This window comes from Enterococcus cecorum (genome assembly GCF_052119425.1).
In the GTDB taxonomy this organism is placed as follows: Bacteria; Bacillota; Bacilli; order Lactobacillales; family Enterococcaceae; genus Enterococcus_E; species Enterococcus_E cecorum_C.
Map to the genome: position 1 here is coordinate 1 of NZ_JBQKFH010000027.1, position 17,836 is coordinate 17,836.

A 17,836-nucleotide genomic window follows, 5' to 3' on the forward strand; every position below is an offset into this window, starting at 1 on the left:
ACTTGGACAGGTTTTTTTGATATTATTTAGTAAAGACATCTTGTTTCACTCCTTAATGGTTTTGGTCGACTTAATTATAGAGGAAACAGATGTCTTTTTCTATTATTATGATTATAAAAAAAGATATTTAGTGTTATCCTCCGTTTGAGTAACAACACTAAATATCATAGACCCAGAAAGTTTAGAACAGGTCAAAAATGAGTTAGCTTAAAATATGAAGGATTACTATCAATGAGGTAGTAGTCCTTTTTTGCTGAAAAATAGTAGTTTGAAATAGGTGGGTCAAGAATATTTTTACCTATTTTTGACACTTTGGAAGAATTGATGAAAAAATTTTGAATATATTAAAAGTTTGCTAAATTTGCAACTATTTAGACTATTAAACGCTTGCGAAATATGCTAATGTCATGTTATTGTATAGGAGACAAAGAAAATTCTGACAATTTGTTGTAATTCAGTAAAAGATATGTTAAAGTTTATTCTATAAAAGTATTAGAATTTTCTGAGAATTACTACAATTTGTCTCATAATCATGATTGGAGGAGGCGCTTAATATATGGTAGAATCACAATTTCATTCCACCACAATATGTGCGGTAGAAAAAGACGGAAAATTTGCAATGGCTGGGGATGGTCAAGTAACCCTAGGCGAACAAATTGTTATGAAAGCGACTGCACGTAAAGTTCGTCGTATTTATAATAATCAAGTTGTTGTAGGATTTGCAGGAAGTGTTGCCGATGCCTTCACTTTAGAAGAAAAATTTGAAGGTAAGCTTAACGAATATAATGGTAATTTACAACGTGCCGCTGTGGAATTAGCGCAAGAGTGGCGTACCCAGCAGTCGATGCAAAAGTTAGAAGCTATGTTAATCGTTATGAATGACAAGGAAATGTTACTTGTCTCAGGGACTGGTGAAGTAATTGCGCCTGATGATGGAATTTTAGCGATTGGCTCAGGTGGAAATTACGCTTTAGCTGCAGCCCGTGCGATGAAAAACTATAGTGGACAAGATTTATCCGCTGCCGAAATTGCTAAAAATGCCTTAACGATTGCAGCAGATATCTGTGTCTTTACGAATCATAATATTATTGTAGAAGAATTTTAAGGAAGGTATCTCGATGAATCAAACACCAAGACAAATTGTCAATGAATTAGATAAATATATCGTTGGTCAAAATCAAGCGAAAAAATCTGTTGCGGTAGCCCTTCGTAATCGTTATCGCAGAATGCAATTAGACGAAAAAATGCAACAAGATGTCACACCTAAAAATATCTTGATGATTGGACCAACTGGGGTAGGTAAGACTGAAATTGCACGCCGCCTAGCAAGAATTGTGGATGCCCCATTCGTAAAAGTCGAAGCCACTAAATTTACCGAAGTTGGTTATGTGGGTCGCGATGTTGAATCCATGGTACGTGATTTAGTTGAAAATGCGATTACAATTGTGAAAAAACAACAATATGATCGTGTCAAAGTGCAAGCCACTAAAAAGGCGAATCGTCGTTTAGTAAAGGCTTTGGTTCCTGGTATTAAGAAAGAGCAAAAAAAATCAAATAATCCTTATGAACAAATGATGACCATGTTTCAAGGAATGCAAGCAGGGGAAACTGAGCCTAAAGAAGAGTTGACTGATGAAATCCGCAGCACCCGTCAAGCTGTCTATGAACAATTGGAAAAAGGGTTGCTAGATAATCGTGAAGTGACCATTGAAATTGATGAACCAAAAGTTGCGATGCCTAGTTTGAATAATGGTTTAGAACAAATGGGAATCGATATTCAAGAAACACTGGGCTCATTAAGACCGAAAAAGAAAATCACTCGTACTTTGACCGTCAAAGAAGCCCGTGAATTGTTAATCAATGAAGAATCAGCTAAATTAGTGAATGATGCCGATATTCATTCGGAAAGTTTGAAATTAGCACAATCTCAAGGCATTATCTTCATTGATGAAATTGATAAAATCACTTCAAAATCACAACAGTCAGGTCAAGTCTCACGTGAAGGCGTGCAACGAGATATTTTACCAATTGTTGAAGGATCACAAGTCAATACAAAATATGGTCCAATCCAAACTGACCACATTTTATTTATCGCTTCTGGAGCCTTTCATTTATCTAAGCCTAGTGATTTAATTCCTGAATTACAAGGTCGTTTTCCAATCCGTGTGGAATTAGATGATTTGACTGCTGAAGATTTCGTGAAGATATTGACCGAACCTAATAATGCGCTAGTCAAACAATATATTGCTTTATTAGCTACAGAAAATATTCAAGTAACCTTTACGATTGAAGCGATTGAAAAAATTGCCCAAATTGCTTTTCAAGTGAATCGTGATACGGATAATATTGGGGCACGTCGCTTGCACACGATTCTTGAACGTTTGCTTGAAGATTTATTATTCGAAGCACCTGATATGCAAATGGGTGAGATTACGATTACAGAAGGATATGTGGCTGAAAAATTAGACAGTATTGCTCAAGATGAAGATATGAGCCGTTATATTTTATAAAAAAGGGGTAGATGAAATGACGACTTTACTACAGAAAACCAGACGAATTAATGAGTTGTTGCAACAAAAAAATACACTCATGAACACTAGTAGTATGCCGTATAACCGCATGGCGATGATATTAGGGGATATTTTGGATACTATCACTTATATTATTAGTAGTGATGGGAAGCTATTGGGAATTAATGAAAAATATGATATTAATAATGATCGTGTGAAGAATATCTTAGTGGAACGTCAATTTCCAGTGTCTTATACTGATTTAGTCGACCGCTTGGAAAAAACTAAAGAAAATATTCCGATTACCGATGATTTGACTGCTTTTCCGATTGAATTTCGTGAAATGTATCCAGATGGGTTAACAACGATTGTACCTATTTATGGTGCTGGTGAACGTCTAGGTACGATTATCCTTTCCAAATTGTCTGATGCATTCAATGAAGATGATTTAGTTTTAGCTGAGTATAGTGCGACAGTTGTAGGGATGCAAATTTTGTACCAACAATCAAGAAATATTGAAGAAGATATTCGCAATGCTACAGCTGTACAAATGGCTATCAATACCTTGTCTTACTCTGAGCTAAAAGCTGTTCAAGCGATTTTTGCGGCTTTGGATGGCGATGAAGGTCGATTAACGGCTTCAAGTATTGCTGATGAAATCGGCATTACACGTTCTGTCATTGTTAATGCCTTGAGAAAGCTAGAATCAGCTGGAATTATTGAGTCTCGCTCACTTGGTATGAAGGGGACCTATTTAAGAATTTTAAATCATCGTTTCAAACAAGAATTAGATAAACAATAAAGGATATGAGCATATGTATACGATTCAAAATGAATTTTTAAAAGTTAATTTTCAAGCTAAGGGAGCTGAATTAACGAGTATTGTCAATTTAAAAGACCAAACAGAATATTTATGGCAAGCAGACCCTAATCATTGGGGTAAGCATGCACCAATTTTATTTCCAATCGTTGGTGGGTTGAAAAATGGGCAATATCAATTAAAGGGACAAACTTATGAACTATCACGACATGGTTTTGCCCGTGATTTACCCTTTGATTTGTTTGAGCAAACAGCTACTTCAATTACTTTTGTCTTAAAATCAGATGAAAATACTTTTGAACGTTATCCCTTTGAATTTGCCCTTTATGTGAAATATACTTTACATGAAAATCAATTAGTAGTAAATTATCGGGTGTATAACCTATCAGATGATACGATGTACTATGGCATTGGTGGACATCCTGCCTTTAATGTACCTTTAGTGCCAGACTTAGAATTTACGGATTATCAGCTTTCATTCACTCAAGGAAAAGTAGAGCGCTTGATTCCACTAGAAGATAATTTATTAAATCTAGAAAAAGCGGTGGAAAATCCTGAAGTGAGTCAAATACCATTGACACATGAATTGTTTAAAGGTGATGCTTTAGTCTATACCACCACAACTGATCCGATTGAAATTGTGTTAAGTTCAACAAAAGATTCGCATAAGATTACCGTAAATTATCAAGATTTACCATTTGTAGGCATCTGGTCAACCTATCCTGTGGCCTCTCCATTTGTATGTATTGAACCATGGGCAAGTGTGGCAGATATCACAACAACAAGTGGTGATTTAACTGAAAAATATGGGGTGGAATCTTTAAATATTGGTGATCAAAAAGAGTATCAGTATACGATTCGTTTTGAATAATAAAAAAATAGTCCTTCAATCATGAGGGACTATTTTTGTGCACTTTTTTTGCTGCTATTTAATCCAAATGGTACACGACTTTCTGTACCATTTTTAATTCGTTTAATATTATCTTTATGGCGATAAAAAATAAATGTAGATACACAAATCGCAATAATGGTTAATAATAAATTATGTTTTGGTAAAAGTGCCGGACAAATATAGGGTAAAAAGATAGTTGATAAAGTAATCAATATAGCTGCAATCATACTTGAAAGACTAACCATACTTGTGATGAATAAACAAATGATAAAAATTACACAAGAATAAACAAAAAAGATTGGTTGATAACCTAGTAACATTCCTGCAGAAGTCGCTACTGCTTTACCACCTTTAAAATGAGCAAAAATAGGGAAAGTATGTCCGATAATTGCTGCTACACCGAAAATAAGCGGGTTGACCTGAGTGATACCAAATAACGTCGGTAACATGGTTGCAAGTGTTCCTTTGAGAATATCGATGATTAAGACCGCAATTCCAGCTTTTTTGCCTAAAACTCTGAAAGTATTCGTCGTTCCGGTATTCCCGCTCCCAAATTGACGAATATCTTTGTGGTAAAATATTTTGCCAATCCAGACACCTGATGGAATCGAGCCTAACAGATAAGCGACTAAGAATAAATAATATTTTGTCATAATTGCCACCTTTTTTAATAAACTAGCTCGATTGTACCATGAAATTAATATAACAACAATGGAAGTTTGATTAAAATATCAATTAAGTAAACTATAAATGGATGAAATAAATATGATATAATCAGGATATATACAAATGAAGGAGCGATTGATATGCAACTAAATGATACACAACTAAAGAACGTTTTAGAAAATAGCAAGAATATTGCCGTGATTGGTTTAAGTGCCAATCCAGAAAAGACGAGCCACCGCATTGCCGCTTTTTTACAAGAGAAAGGCTACCGTGTCTTTCCGGTCAATCCGGTATTAGCAGGTCAAGAAGTCCTTGGTGAAAAAGTTTATGCTTCTTTAGCGGAAGTGCCTGAGCAAATTGATATTGTTGATATTTTTAGACGTAGCGAGTTTTTACCTGATATTGCAAAAGAATTTGTCAAAACTGATGCTAAAGTGTATTGGGCGCAACTAGGAATTGAAAATGAGGAAGCTGCAAAAATTTTAGAAGAACATCAAAAAGCATACATTATGGACCGTTGTATTAAGATTGAATATCAACGCCTGTTAGAAGATTAGAAGTTTACTATTTTGTGCTAGTTTTCTTCGTCTGGTGTGATATAATAGTAAGCGTGTCTTTTAAGATGAAAAAATAAGCAAGACAAGGAGCGACCATTTTGGCAAAAAAAATAGATGAATATAATGATCAATCCATTCAAGTATTAGAAGGACTTGAGGCAGTTCGCAAGCGTCCAGGGATGTATATTGGTTCTACGGATGGCCGCGGTCTACATCATTTAGTTTATGAAATTGTAGATAATGCTGTCGATGAAGTATTAGCTGGTTTTGGTGATCAAATCAATGTCACAATTGAAAAAGACAATAGTATTACCGTGCAAGATTTCGGTCGTGGGATGCCAGTCGGGATGCATGCTTCAGGAATTCCAACCGTTGAAGTCATTTTTACTGTCTTGCATGCTGGTGGTAAATTTGGTCAAGGTGGCTATAAGACATCTGGTGGTTTGCACGGTGTAGGTGCCAGTGTCGTCAATGCTTTATCTAGTGAATTAGATGTCACGATTGTTAGAGACGGTTACAAATATACGCAAAGCTTTGCCGATGGGGGAAAACCTACAACAACCTTGAAAAAAGTCGGCAAAACCAAAGAAAAAAATGGTACAACCGTTCATTTCAAGCCCGATGCTAGTATTTTCTCGACCACTGTATTCTCTTATGAAATTTTAGCAGAGCGTTTGCGTGAGTCGGCTTTCTTGTTACGTGATGTAAAAATTACTTTAACAGATTTACGTAAAGACGAGCCTGTTGAGGAAGTTTTCCATTATGAAGAAGGCATCAAGGAATTTGTTGCTTACTTGAACGAAGAAAAAGATGATTTGACCCCGATTCTTTATTTCTCTGGTGAAAAAGATGGGATGCAAGTGGAAGTCGCTTTCCAATATAATGATGGCTATTCTGAAAATATTTTATCATTTGTGAATAATGTCCGTACCAAAGATGGTGGTACACATGAAGTTGGTTTTAAAACGGCGCTTACGAAATCATTTAATGAGTATGCGCGAAAGGTCAACTTGCTAAAAGATAAGGATAAGAATCTCGAAGGTAGTGATTTCCGCGAAGGTTTAGCAGCGGTGCTTTCTATTAAGGTTCCCGAAAACTTATTACAATTTGAAGGACAAACAAAGGGTAAACTCGGGACACCAGCAGCCAGAAATGCCGTAGATGCGACGATTTCAGAACAGTTTAGTTTCTTTTTACTAGAAAATAGTGAACTGAGTCAAATGCTCGTTCGAAAAGCCATCAAAGCCCGAGAAGCTCGAGAAGCAGCCCGTAAAGCTCGAGAAGAAAGCCGTAGTGGTAAGAAAAAGAAAAAAGGCGAATCGCTCTTATCTGGTAAACTTACTCCAGCTCAATCTAAAAATGCCCAAAAGAATGAATTATATTTGGTCGAAGGGGATTCTGCTGGTGGTTCGGCAAAACAAGGTCGTGACCGTAAATTCCAAGCGATTTTACCATTGCGTGGGAAAGTCATTAATACTGAAAAAGCCAATATGCAAGAAATCTTAAAAAATGAAGAAATTAATACGATGATTTATACCATTGGTGCTGGGGTTGGTCCAGAATTTGATGTAGCGGATTGCAATTATGATAAAATCATTATTATGACCGATGCGGATACAGATGGTGCGCATATTCAAGTGTTACTCTTAACATTCTTCTATCGTTATATGAAGCCTTTAATCGAAGCAGGAAAAGTTTATATTGCTTTACCACCACTTTATAAGGTATCTAAAGGGACTGGTAAAAAACAAGTCATTGAATACGCGTGGACCGATGAAGAATTAGCTGGAAAGATTAAAAAAGTTGGTAAAGGTTATATGCTTCAACGTTACAAAGGTCTTGGTGAAATGAATGCCGAACAACTTTGGGAAACAACTATGAATCCAGAAACACGTACTTTAATTAGAGTCAGAATTGATGATGCGGCTCAAGCAGAACGACGTGTAACGACATTGATGGGGAATAAAGTTGAACCAAGACGGAAATGGATTGAAAGTCATGTGCAGTTCACGTTAGAAGAAGATGGTAGTATTTTAGATCGGAAGGCGATTGATGATTTACATGAGACGCACGAAACGCAGCATGATAATCATTCCCAAGATAATCCAAAATATGAAGAAATTAGTATATTTGATATTTAGTTAAGGAGGCCTTTTTTTGGAGCAAGAGCATAATATTGAAGAGTTGACGCTTGAAGAGGTCATGGGAGATCGCTTTGGACGTTATTCAAAATATATTATTCAAGAGCGTGCATTGCCTGATATTCGTGATGGTTTGAAACCAGTGCAACGACGGATTTTATTTGCGATGAATAAAGACGGCAATACTTTTGAAAAAGCCTTTCGTAAATCGGCGAAGTCAGTCGGAAATATCATGGGCTTTTTCCATCCGCATGGGGACAGTAGTATTTATGAAGCCATGGTGCGGATGAGTCAAGACTGGAAGTTACGTGAAATTCTTATTGAGATGCACGGAAATAATGGGAGTATGGATGGCGACCCACCAGCTGCCATGCGTTATACAGAAGCCCGTCTGTCTGAATTAAGTGGTGAGATGTTGGCGGATATTGAAAAAGAGACAGTTGATATGGTTTGGAACTTTGACGATTCCGAAAAAGAACCAACTGTCTTACCAGCTCGTTTTCCTAATTTATTGGTCAATGGTTCGACAGGGATTTCAGCTGGTTATGCCACCGAGATTCCACCACATAATTTAGGTGAAGTTATTGATGGTACGATTTATCTGATTGATCATCCGGATGCTACTTTGGATCAATTGATGAAATATATACCAGGGCCTGATTTTCCAACTGGTGGCATTTTGCAAGGGGCCAAAGAACTCAAACAAGCTTATCAAACTGGTCGTGGCAAAGTCATTCTTCGCTCGCAAACACGAATTGAAGATATTAAAGGGAATAAACAACAAATAGTCATCAATGAAATTCCTTATGAAGTAAATAAAGCAAATTTAGTTCGCAAAATTGACGAAATTCGCATCAATAAAAAAATTGATGGGATTGCTGAAGTACGCGATGAAAGTGACCGCACTGGCTTACAGATTGTTGTTGAACTGAAAAAAGAGGCAAATGCAGAAGGAATCTTAAATTATTTATATAAAAATACTGAGTTACAAATCAATTATAACTTTAATATGGTGGCTATTGATGAAATGCGGCCCCAGCAAGTTGGTTTGAAGCATATTTTGCATAGTTATATCGAGCACCGCAAAGAAGTGGTCTTGCGTCGTAGTCAATATGATTTGAAAAAAGCGCAAAATCGTCAACATATTGTCGATGGGTTGATGAAAGCTTTGTCGATTTTAGATGAAGTAATCCGTACCATTCGCCAAAGTAAAGATAAAAAAGATGCCAAAAATAATTTAATTATGCTACATCAATTTACTGAGCCTCAAGCAGAAGCCATTGTGAACTTGCAATTGTATCGTTTAACGAATACAGATATCACGCAATTGCAAAAAGAAGCTGAAGAATTGGCTGTAAAAATTGCGCAGCTACAAAAGATTATTCATGAACAAGCAGAATTGATGCGAGTGATTAAGCAAGAATTAAAAGCTGTGAAGAAAAAATATAGTAATCCACGTTTAACGAAAATTGAAGCAGAAATTGAAGAAATTAAGATTGAAACCGAGGTCTTAATTGCTTCTGAAGACGTGATGGTGACTGTGACCAAAGAAGGTTATGTGAAGCGTAGTAGTTTACGTTCATATGCAGCTTCTAACTTTAATGAGCTTGCGATGAAAGAAAGTGATTCTTTACTTTACTGTGAACAATTAAATACGCTTGATCATCTATTACTATTTACGAATAAAGGAAATGTCATTTATCGACCAATTCATGAACTTCCTGATTTGAAATGGAAGGAAATTGGTGAGCATATTTCGCAAACAATTACTAAATTGGCGATGGATGAAACGATTATTGCCGCATTTAGCTATAAAGAATTAACCCCAGAGCCAACTTTAGTCTTGATATCAAAATATGGTATGATTAAACAAGTACAATTTGCCGAGTTAACCCCATGGCGAACGTATAAATCAAAGGCGAGCACGGTCATGAATCTAAAGGGTGAGGATGAATTAGTTAATATTTATCTTACTTCAGAGCAAGATTTACAAGATGTCTTTTTAGTAAGCCATCAAGCATATGGGCTACGTTTTAGCTTAGATCAAGTGCCTGTTAGTGGTCCGAAAGCAGCAGGGGTGAAATCAATGAATCTAAAAGACGAAGATTATATTGTCAATGGTCTTTTAGTGTATTCAAATGGGGATACACCAGTTGTTTTAGTCTCGCAAAGAAGTGCAGTGAAAAGAATGCTTGCTCAAGAGTTACCTTCTGCTAATCGCGCAGGTCGTGGATTAATGGTCTTTCGTGAGCTGAAAAACCATCCACATCGCGTCGTCTTTATGGGTGAAGGGCAAGAGCAAACATACCGAATGCAAAATCAAAAAGGGGAAGTATATGAACTTCATCCTACTGAGTTTCCAATTGGTGAACGCACATCTAATGGTTCAATGATGATGAATGAAACAGATGGTGGCGATGTAACCAGTGTGGAAGCCATTTTTCCAGAGCCTGCGAATGAATAACTTCATTTAGAAAGCTGTTACAAAAATGATAGCACAGAATATCCCTGTATCAAAACAGAGGTTATTCTGTGCTAAATTTTTCAAAAATTTTTTTAAACAAAAATATCTATTTCACAATTACAAAAAGCTTGATTTATCAGTATTTAGGTGTTTTTATACTATTATTTTTTGAAATTTGTTAAAAAAATATATATGAAAACACTTGCATTAATCCGCTTATGTGTTATACTGAACATGTAAAAACTGTTACATACTTTTGATAAGTATTAAGGAGGACCTGATAATGACATCAGTTACAGACAAATTAGAAACATTTAACGAAACTGCTTGGAAGGGCTTTAAAGGAAGCGATTGGAAAAAAGAAATCAACACTCGTTCTTTCATCCAACAAAACTACACAGAATATCGTGGAGATGACAGCTTCTTACAACCAGCTGCTCCAAGTACTGACAAACTTTGGACAAAACTACAAGAATTATTTGAAGTGCAACACCAACAAAACGGTGTGTACGACATGGATAACAACATTCCTGCTACATTAACTTCTCATGGTCCTGGATATTTAATTAAAGAAGAAGAAAAAATCGTTGGTTTACAAACAGATGTGCCATTAAAACAAGCATTTATGCCATTTGGTGGTATCCGTATGGCAAACTCAGCTTTAACTTCAAATGGTTACGAAGCTGATCCTGAAATGACTAAAATTTTCACAGAATGGCGTAAAACACACAACCAAGGTGTATTCGATGCTTATACTGATGAAATGCGTTTAGCTCGTAAAAACAAAATCATCACTGGTCTACCAGATGCTTATGGTCGTGGACGTATCATCGGTGACTACCGCCGTGTTGCATTATATGGTATTGACTACTTAATGGAACAAAAGAAAAAAGACCATGATTTAACTGGTAACAAAGTCATGACTGATGATGTGATTCGTTTACGTGAAGAAATCGCTGAACAATATCGTGCATTAAACGACTTGAAGAAAATGGCTGCTTCATATGGATTTGATATTTCTCGTCCAGCTGAAAACGCACAAGAAGCTATCCAATGGTTATACTTCGGTTACCTAGGTGCAATTAAATCTCAAAATGGTGCGGCTATGTCAATCGGACGTATCTCAGCATTCTTAGATATCTATATCCAACGTGACTTAGAAAACGGTGTGATTACTGAATTTGAAGCGCAAGAATTAATTGACCACTTAATTATGAAATTACGTATGGTCAAATTCGCACGTACACCTGAATACAACCAATTATTCTCAGGTTACCCAATTTGGGCTACATTATCTATCGCTGGTATGGGTATTGATGGACGTTCATTAGTTACTAAGAACGACTTCCGTATCTTACACACATTAATCAACATGGGACCATCACCAGAACCAAACTTAACTGTTCTTTATTCATCTCGTTTACCAGAAGGATTCAGAACATTCGCAGCTCGTATTGCTAAAGAAACTTCATCAATCCAATTTGAAAATGATGATTTATTACGTGCTAACTGGGGTTCAGATGACTGCGCAATTGCATGTTGTGTATCTGCAACTGTAATGGGTAAAGATATGCAATTCTTCGGTGCGCGTGCTAACCTTGCTAAAGCTGTTCTTTATGCTATCAACGGTGGTGTGGATGAAAAGACTAAGATGCAAGTTGGTCCTAAATTCCGCCCAATGACTGGTGATACTCTAGACTTCCATGAATTTATGGAAAAATACAAAGATATCCTAGATTGGTTAGCTGAATTATACGTAAATACATTAAATGTTATTCACTATATGCATGATAAATATGCTTATGAAGCAATTCAATTAGCATTTATGGATTCTAATTTACGTCGTACATTCGCAACTGGTATTGCTGGTATTTCACACGCTACTGACTCTATCATGGCTATCAAACATGGTAACGTTAAAGTTATTCGTGACGAAGATGGTTTAGCAGTTGACTATGTACCACAAAATGAATTCCCAACTTATGGTAATGATAATGAAGAAGCAGATGCAATGGCAAACTGGATTTTAGAATACTTCATGACTCAAATCAAACGTCAACATACTTACCGTAACTCTACACCAACTACATCTCTATTAACTATTACTTCAAATGTAGTTTATGGTAAAGCTACTGGTAATACTCCTGATGGACGTCGTGCTGGTAAACCTTTAGCTCCAGGTGCTAACCCAAGTTATCGTGATGGCAAATTCTTAGGTGAAAAGAATGGATTATTAGCATCACTTAACTCAACTGCTCGTTTGAACTACCGCAATGCATTAGATGGTATTTCAAATACTCAAACAATTAACCCTAATGGATTAGGTAAAGATGATGCAACTCGTATTGCAAACTTACGTAATGTCTTAGATGGTTACTTCGATAAAGGTGGTTACCACTTAAACGTTAACGTATTTACAAATGAATTATTACTAGATGCACAAGCTCATCCAGAAAAATATCCAAACTTGACAATTCGTGTATCTGGTTACGCAGTTAAGTTCCGTGATTTAACTCCTGAACAACAAGCAGACGTTATCTCAAGAACTGCTCACGATAGATTATAATCATTTGTTGATTTTTGAAAGGATGGCAAGTTCATTGTCATCCTTTTTTTCTAGATTTCATCCTATGGTTTCGACTATTTTGATGAAAAATTTGTTGCTTTTCTTGATTTTTCGTTTTAGCTAAGTCAAGAAAGATTGGAAGGAAGTAAGATTATGTCAGATTCAGCATTAGGGATGATACATTCCACAGAAAATTTTGGTACCGTAGATGGCCCTGGAGTACGCTTTGTTGTATTTACTCAAGGGTGTAAAATGCGGTGTCAATTTTGTCATAATCCAGATACCTGGAAGATGAAAACTGATACTTCAAAGGAACGTTCGGCTGATGATGTATTAGAAGAAGCTTTGCGATTTCGTGCTTATTGGGGTAAAGATGGCGGAATTACCGTTAGTGGTGGCGAACCATTACTTCAATTGGACTTTTTATTAGATTTATTTAAAAAGGCTAAAGCACTAGGTATTCATACCACAATTGATACTTGTGGGAAACCATTTACCAAAGAAGAGCCGTTTTTTAGTAAATTTAATGAATTGCTTGAATATACCGATTTGATTTTGTTTGATATTAAACACATTGATAATCAAGGGCATAAAGAATTAACTGGTCAAAGTAATGACAATATTTTAGAAATGGCTCAATATTTGTCTGAGGTCGGTCAACCCGTTTGGATTCGTCATGTCTTAGTTCCTCAAAGAACCGATTATGATGAATTCTTGATTCGTTTGGATGCGTTTATTCAAACTTTAAATAATGTCGAAAAAGTGGAAGTATTGCCTTATCATACAATGGGTAAATTTAAATGGGATAAACTAGGTTTGGAATATCCATTGGAAGGGATTAAGCCACCAGAACAAGATCGAATTAAAAATGCGCGTGAGTTGTTACATGTAGATCAATACAAAGGCTATTTAGCGCACTAATTTTTTGAGAAAGAATTGATTTTTATATTGATTCTTTCTCTATTTTTGTTATCATGATGATTAGATAAAATAGATTGGAGTGGAGAAAATGTCAAAAATTTTAGTTTTCGGACATCAAAATCCAGATACTGATGCAATTGGCGCAGCGATTGCATTTGCAAACTTACAAAAAGAATTAGGTAAAGATGCTGAGGCAGTGGCTTTAGGTGAACCAAATGAAGAAACAGCTTTTGCCTTAAATCATTTTGGGTTAACTGCCCCACGTGTGGTTGAAACTGTGGCTAATGAAGTGGAACAAGTGATGTTGGTAGACCACAATGAATTCCAACAAAGTGTTAGTGATATTGAAAAAGTGGAAATCTTAGCAGTTGTTGATCATCACCGTATTGCGAACTTCCAAACAGCCAATCCATTATATTATCGTGCAGAACCAGTTGGCTGTACTTCAACAATCATTTTAAAACTATATAAAGAAAATAATGTTGAAGTACCAAAAAATATTGCCGGAATTATGCTTTCTGCGATTGTATCTGATACTTTATTATTCAAATCACCTACTTGCACACAAGAAGATGTTCAAGCAGCAAAAGAATTAGCTGAAATTGCTGGAGTAGATTTAGAAGCTTATGGTTTGGAAATGTTAAAAGCTGGTACAAACTTAGGAACAAAATCAGCAGCTGAATTAATTGATTTAGATGCTAAAAGCTTCCCAATGGGTGGTAGCAACTTAAGAATCGCTCAAGTAAATACTGTTGATTTAGCTGAAGTCTTTGCACGTCAAGCTGAGTTAGAATCAGCGATGCAAGAGGCAAATGCTGCGAATGGCTATGATTTATTTGTGTTGGTCGTTACAAATATTTTAGATAGTGATTCTGAAATTTTAATTGTGGGTGAACCAAAAGAAAATGTAGAAAAAGCCTTTAATGTGACGCTTGAAAATAATCGTGCCCTATTAAAAGGTGTTGTATCACGTAAAAAACAAGTGGTTCCTCAATTAACTGCTGCATTTGAAGGTTAAGAACCATGACTAAAAATCAGTAGAAGGCTTTGTGCTTTTTGCTGATTTTTTATTTTTTTAGGATGTTTGGAGGTTTTTATGGAATTCTTTTACGGACAAAAATTCCAAAAAATAGCACCATTAATTCATAGCTCTTTTTTTATGGAAATGGTACAGTATTTAAATACACACCAAGATGTTACGCTACGTCAATTAAAAGCTGATTTAACTACTGATGCACATTTTGATAAGCGTTTAGATACTTTGATTGCTTATGGACTTATTAAGCGTCAGTCAAAAAGATACACCCTACAGTTTCCGATTTATACTGAGGTCGTTAAAGATGATGCATTTAACACGGTTGTAAATCAAGTAATGATGATTGAATTAGCAAGAAATTTAAAGCTGCTAGAAGATGATAGCTTTTATGCAGTTGATATGGCTTCCTTTGCTCATTTCGATGTCTTGTCCAATGGTTATATGCGCATCGAGACGCTTTATAATGATGTAATCGGGCAACATCTTGCGGGGTATTTACAAGCCTGCGAGCAACAAATGCATCTAGACAAATATACTGAAATGTATGACTTGTTGGGTGATGTAGATGCTCAATATTTATTAGACCAATATGAAGCTTTATTCGATAAAATTCTACATAAACGCCGTCGTATCAGGGATTCAATCTTTGTTCAGTCAGCAATCCATTTTGGTTTTGTTCAGAGAGAGGAACAATTAGTATTTGCACCGAATTTGTTATTGGATGCACATGTAAATATTGCACCAGAGTTACTAGAAAAGTTTGTTCAAAAATCGGCTTGCGAACAAAGAATGATATTGACACAAATGCTAAATAATAACGATGTAAATTTAATTCAAAATATATCATTAGAAAACATGAGTAATTAAAAATAAGTATAGTTTAAGATAGTCTGGATCTATTTCTAAATAAGGAATAAGCCAGGCTATTTTTTTGTATTTTTTGAAAAAATGAAAAATAAAACAACGAGATTCACAATCTTTCAAACGGTTTTCAAAGTTATATTATGCGTTTACAATAACTTTTTGTAAATTTCAGAAAAAGTAGTGTGTTTTGTTATATCCAGCAAGCTTGTGAAAAATATTTTGCTAAATAAAATTAAAGATTTGTCAATATCGAATTGGGTGAAGTTAAATATTATTAATTTTATTAAGGTTTTTTGCTAATAATATTTAGGTAAACTGTTTTATTTTTGGAATAATATTTTTTTTGAAGAAATTTGCACAATTTTATTAGTTATTATCTTTAGAAAGTGTTATACTGATATTGTAAATTATTGGTTGTTATTTATCTATTGAATTTTTTAATAGTTAAGAATTGGTTAATAAGGGTAGGCGATTTTATGACAAGTACCAAAGAATTTTTAGAAGCTGAGCAACATTTTTTGACAGGTGAAAATTTTTATCTGCATCATCTGTTAGGTTGTCAGTTTGCAGATGGTTCCTACACTTTCCGAGTTTGGGCTCCGAATGCGCAACAAGTTTGGTTACAAGGGGACTTTAATCAGTGGGACGATTCCATGCCGATGAACAAGAGAGATTCTGGTATCTGGGAGATTTCTGTCGACCAAGATATTAAAGGTCAGCTTTATAAGTATAAGATTCGTCAAGCTGATGGCACGGAATGTATGAAGTTTGATCCAATGGCCATCCGCTATGAAGCAAGACCAAATAATGCTGCTGAAGTTTATCATTTACCGGTTAAAAAGTGGAAAGATGGTTTATGGAAAGGTCGTCAAAAACGATCCAATTTCTTTAAACGTCCAATGAATATCTATGAAGTACATGCAGGTTCATGGAAACGTCATGCAGATGGTACGGCCTATACTTTTAGTGAACTGGCAGAAGAATTAATTCCTTATTTAGTGGAAATGCATTATACGCATGTTGAGTTTATGCCATTGACTGAACATCCTTTAGCTGCATCATGGGGCTATCAAACAACAGGATATTTTGCTTTAGCGCATGAATATGGTACACCTGAGGAGTTTCAAGATTTTGTCGAACAATGTCATTTAAACAATATTGGTGTATTTATGGACTGGGTTCCTGGACATTTTTGTGTGAATTATGATGCCTTAGCGTATTATGATGGTACGCCAACTTATGAATATCAAGAAGAATGGCGCGCAAAGAATATCCGTTGGGGTGCACTTAATTTTGATTTAGGGAAACCACAAGTTCAAAGTTTTATTCTATCAAGTGCGATGTTTTGGCTAGAGACTTTCCATTTAGATGGTATTCGGGTAGATGCGGTTTCTAATATGATTTATCGCGATTACGACGAAGGTGAATGGCACCCAAATCATGAAGGAGGTAATCGCAATTTAGAAGGCTATTACTTCTTACAAAAGATGAATGCAGTGATCAAATTGGCTCATCCAGAAGTTGTTATGATTGCTGAAGAAAGTTCTGCTGATACCAAGGTTACTGGCATGATTGAAACAGGAGCGCTAGGCTTTGATTACAAGTGGAATATGGGTTGGATGAATGATATCTTGAAATTTTATGAGATGGATCCGGTCTATCGTAAATATCATTTCAACTTAGCCACATTCTCTTTTATGTACATGTTTAACGAAAACTTTATTCTATCGCTTTCTCATGACGAAGTGGTTCATGGCAAGAAGAGCTTAATGCATAAGATGTGGGGCGATCGTTACAAACAATTCGCTCATCTTCGTAATATGTATACTTTCCAAATGGCTCATCCAGGTAAAAAATTACTCTTTATGGGTAGTGAATGGGGACAATTTTTGGAATGGAAATATGCTGAAGGTCTTGAATGGCGTGATTTACAAGATGATATGAATGCCAAAATGCAACACTTCACCAAAGTTTTAAATCAACTGTATCATGATGAACGTTCACTTTGGGAGTTAGATGATGAAAATACGACGATCGAGTTTATTGACGCAGATAATAGCGAAGATTCTGTTTTGAGTTTTATTCGTCGTGGCAAGACTAAAAAAGATTTCTTGATTTTTGTTATCAATTTTGCACCTGTTGAACGTAAAGACTTTGCGATTGGTGTTCCTTATGCTGGTGAATACGAGGAATTACTAAATACCGAAATGGCAGAATTTGGTGGAACTTGGGTGAAACCAAATGCACCGATGACTGCAGAGAAAAAAGCATATAAGGATTTTCACTATCAGATTCAGACGATTGTTCCTTCGTTAGGTGCCTTAATTATCAAACCTAAGAAAGTGAATGTTCGTTCTAAATAAATTTTGTTGTGCTGTCGAAAGGAGGGAAAGGTGAAT

13 protein-coding genes are annotated in these 17,836 nt (G+C 35.8%); 12 read left to right on the forward strand and 1 reads right to left on the reverse strand.

The features are described 5' to 3' along the window. Positions 1-556: 556 nt before the first annotated feature. From hslV to ACTQZM_RS07885, 4 genes are read left to right on the forward strand one after another with little or no spacing between them, the layout of a single operon-like run. Positions 557-1,105 carry an ATP-dependent protease subunit HslV gene (gene hslV / locus ACTQZM_RS07870; protein ID WP_016252324.1) on the forward strand — a complete coding sequence of 183 codons (549 nt, stop codon included), beginning with the start codon at positions 557-559 and terminating at the stop codon, positions 1,103-1,105. Positions 1,106-1,118: 13 nt separating this feature from the next. After that, positions 1,119-2,510: an ATP-dependent protease ATPase subunit HslU gene (hslU, locus tag ACTQZM_RS07875; RefSeq protein WP_243198821.1), complete on the forward strand. Its 1,392-nt coding sequence runs from the start codon at positions 1,119-1,121 to the stop codon at positions 2,508-2,510. A 16-nt stretch (positions 2,511-2,526) separates the two neighbouring features. Next, complete coding sequence (codY, locus tag ACTQZM_RS07880) at positions 2,527-3,312, forward strand: GTP-sensing pleiotropic transcriptional regulator CodY (RefSeq protein WP_016252322.1); 786 nt, start codon at positions 2,527-2,529, stop codon at positions 3,310-3,312. A gap of 13 nt (positions 3,313-3,325) precedes the next feature. Further along, positions 3,326-4,201: an aldose 1-epimerase family protein gene (locus ACTQZM_RS07885; RefSeq protein ID WP_441653408.1), complete on the forward strand. Its 876-nt coding sequence runs from the start codon at positions 3,326-3,328 to the stop codon at positions 4,199-4,201. A 29-nt stretch (positions 4,202-4,230) separates the two neighbouring features. Here the strand turns inward: ACTQZM_RS07885 and plsY are convergent, their stop codons facing one another. Next, entirely contained in the window at positions 4,231-4,875 is a 645-nt protein-coding gene (gene plsY, locus ACTQZM_RS07890) for a glycerol-3-phosphate 1-O-acyltransferase PlsY (RefSeq protein WP_441653409.1), read from the reverse strand. A gap of 153 nt (positions 4,876-5,028) precedes the next feature. On the opposite strand from plsY, the gene ACTQZM_RS07895 reads away from it, so the two are divergent. The 8 genes from ACTQZM_RS07895 (at position 5,029) to glgB (ending at position 17,800) form a co-directional block, all read left to right on the forward strand. Further along, complete coding sequence (locus ACTQZM_RS07895; protein WP_113784056.1) at positions 5,029-5,445, forward strand: CoA-binding protein; 417 nt, start codon at positions 5,029-5,031, stop codon at positions 5,443-5,445. A 98-nt stretch (positions 5,446-5,543) separates the two neighbouring features. Then, a complete protein-coding gene (gene parE, locus ACTQZM_RS07900) occupies positions 5,544-7,586 on the forward strand; it encodes a DNA topoisomerase IV subunit B (protein WP_441653410.1) in 2,043 nt (680 codons plus the stop codon). 16 nt (positions 7,587-7,602) lie between these two features. Then, a complete protein-coding gene (gene parC / locus ACTQZM_RS07905; RefSeq protein ID WP_441653411.1) occupies positions 7,603-10,050 on the forward strand; it encodes a DNA topoisomerase IV subunit A in 2,448 nt (815 codons plus the stop codon). Between the two features lie 283 nt (positions 10,051-10,333). Beyond that, positions 10,334-12,616 (forward strand): formate C-acetyltransferase, encoded by a 2,283-nt coding sequence (pflB, locus tag ACTQZM_RS07910; protein ID WP_248626479.1) that lies wholly within the window; start codon positions 10,334-10,336, stop codon positions 12,614-12,616. Between the two features lie 153 nt (positions 12,617-12,769). After that, the gene (gene pflA, locus ACTQZM_RS07915) at positions 12,770-13,537 is read left to right on the forward strand and encodes a pyruvate formate-lyase-activating protein (RefSeq protein ID WP_441653412.1); all 768 of its coding nucleotides are present in this window, start codon (positions 12,770-12,772) and stop codon (positions 13,535-13,537) included. An 88-nt stretch (positions 13,538-13,625) separates the two neighbouring features. Beyond that, the gene (locus ACTQZM_RS07920) at positions 13,626-14,555 is read left to right on the forward strand and encodes a manganese-dependent inorganic pyrophosphatase (RefSeq protein WP_441653413.1); all 930 of its coding nucleotides are present in this window, start codon (positions 13,626-13,628) and stop codon (positions 14,553-14,555) included. 78 nt (positions 14,556-14,633) lie between these two features. Further along, positions 14,634-15,440: a DUF1803 domain-containing protein gene (locus ACTQZM_RS07925; protein WP_441653414.1), complete on the forward strand. Its 807-nt coding sequence runs from the start codon at positions 14,634-14,636 to the stop codon at positions 15,438-15,440. 473 nt (positions 15,441-15,913) lie between these two features. Next, a complete protein-coding gene (gene glgB, locus ACTQZM_RS07930; protein ID WP_441653415.1) occupies positions 15,914-17,800 on the forward strand; it encodes a 1,4-alpha-glucan branching protein GlgB in 1,887 nt (628 codons plus the stop codon). The last annotated feature ends 36 nt before the right edge of the window (positions 17,801-17,836 follow it).

What these genes read in the sequence shown, in the direction of transcription:
- hslV (WP_016252324.1), top strand. Translation starts at nt 557, where the DNA reads ATGGTAGAATCACAATTTCATTCCACCACAATATGTGCGGTAGAAAAA.
- hslU (WP_243198821.1), top strand. Translation starts at nt 1,119, where the DNA reads ATGAATCAAACACCAAGACAAATTGTCAATGAATTAGATAAATATATC.
- codY (WP_016252322.1), top strand. Translation starts at nt 2,527, where the DNA reads ATGACGACTTTACTACAGAAAACCAGACGAATTAATGAGTTGTTGCAA.
- ACTQZM_RS07885 (WP_441653408.1), top strand. Translation starts at nt 3,326, where the DNA reads ATGTATACGATTCAAAATGAATTTTTAAAAGTTAATTTTCAAGCTAAG.
- plsY (WP_441653409.1), bottom strand. Translation starts at nt 4,875, where the DNA reads ATGACAAAATATTATTTATTCTTAGTCGCTTATCTGTTAGGCTCGATT.
- ACTQZM_RS07895 (WP_113784056.1), top strand. Translation starts at nt 5,029, where the DNA reads ATGCAACTAAATGATACACAACTAAAGAACGTTTTAGAAAATAGCAAG.
- pflB (WP_248626479.1), top strand. Translation starts at nt 10,334, where the DNA reads ATGACATCAGTTACAGACAAATTAGAAACATTTAACGAAACTGCTTGG.
- pflA (WP_441653412.1), top strand. Translation starts at nt 12,770, where the DNA reads ATGTCAGATTCAGCATTAGGGATGATACATTCCACAGAAAATTTTGGT.
- ACTQZM_RS07920 (WP_441653413.1), top strand. Translation starts at nt 13,626, where the DNA reads ATGTCAAAAATTTTAGTTTTCGGACATCAAAATCCAGATACTGATGCA.
- ACTQZM_RS07925 (WP_441653414.1), top strand. Translation starts at nt 14,634, where the DNA reads ATGGAATTCTTTTACGGACAAAAATTCCAAAAAATAGCACCATTAATT.
- glgB (WP_441653415.1), top strand. Translation starts at nt 15,914, where the DNA reads ATGACAAGTACCAAAGAATTTTTAGAAGCTGAGCAACATTTTTTGACA.